At 46.1% G+C, this 1013-nt stretch carries 2 tRNA genes and 2 rRNA genes; all 4 read right to left on the bottom strand.

Annotation, left to right across the window (positions count from 1 at the left end):
* Nucleotides 1-546, bottom strand: a 23S ribosomal RNA gene (locus WS40_RS10725); the annotation flags it as partial.
* Between the two features lie 157 nt (nt 547-703).
* Nucleotides 704-776 (bottom strand) — tRNA-Ala (locus tag WS40_RS10720).
* Between the two features lie 13 nt (nt 777-789).
* Nucleotides 790-863, bottom strand: a tRNA-Ile gene (locus tag WS40_RS10715).
* Between the two features lie 90 nt (nt 864-953).
* A 16S ribosomal RNA gene (locus tag WS40_RS10710) occupies nt 954-1013 on the bottom strand; the annotation flags it as partial.

Below are 1013 nucleotides of genomic sequence, written 5' to 3'. Positions count from 1 at the left end.
CAGGTTCTCTTTCACTCCCCTCCCGGGGTCCTTTTCACCTTTCCTTCACAGTACTGCTTCACTATCGGTCACTGAGGAGTATTTAGGCTTGGAGGGTGGTCCCTCCGGCTTCCCACAGGGTTTCTCGTGTCCCGTGGTACTCTGGATACCGCTCGCTGATTCTCAATTTTGCCTACAGGACTTTCACCCTCTTTGGTATGCTTTCCCAAAACATTTCGGCTATCAATCATCAATACTAAATGCGGTCCTCAACCCCAAAAGATAAATCTCTTGGTTTGGCCTCTTCCAATTTCGCTCGCCGCTACTTTCGGAATCGAGTTTTCTTTCTTCTCCTACTGCTACTTAGATGTTTCAGTTCACAGCGTTCCCCTCCATAGGCTATGTATTTACCTATGGATACATGAATTTTCCTCATGCAGGTTTCCCCATTCGGACATTCCCGGATCGATGGCTATTTGCGCCTCCCCGAGACTTTTCGCAGCTTATCACGTCCTTCTTCGGCTCTCAGTGCCAAGGCATTCCCCTTGTGCTCTTTTTCGCTTGACCTAGCGGAATGTAGTAGCGATACTACATTTCTTTCTTGCTTTTGTCTTAAATCTATTAATTTAAGCTTTTCTGCTTTTTCTCGATTTTTTTGACTCTTTCTTTCTCTTTATTCAGTTTTCAAGGTGCAGCTGTCAGAAACTTTTGTTTTCTGACTTAGTGGAGATTACGAGATTCGAACTCGTGACCCCCTGCTTGCAAGGCAGGTGCTCTCCCAGCTGAGCTATATCCCCAGACCACACAAAATGGGCTCAAGTGGACTCGAACCACCGACCTCACGCTTATCAGGCGTGCGCTCTAACCAGCTGAGCTATAAGCCCATTGAAATCTTTCGATCTCTTTGGTGTTTTCAATTATCTCTCGATAACTGAACAGTATAACCAATTTCCTTACTTGTTTCTTTTCCTTAGAAAGGAGGTGATCCAGCCGCACCTTCCGATACGGCTACCTTGTTACGACTTCACCCCAGT

Source organism: Ruminococcus sp. N15.MGS-57, assembly GCF_000980385.1.
GTDB classification, from domain to species: domain Bacteria; phylum Bacillota; class Clostridia; order Oscillospirales; family Ruminococcaceae; genus Hominimerdicola; species Hominimerdicola aceti.
This window is presented reverse-complemented; position numbering and strand designations above follow the sequence as displayed.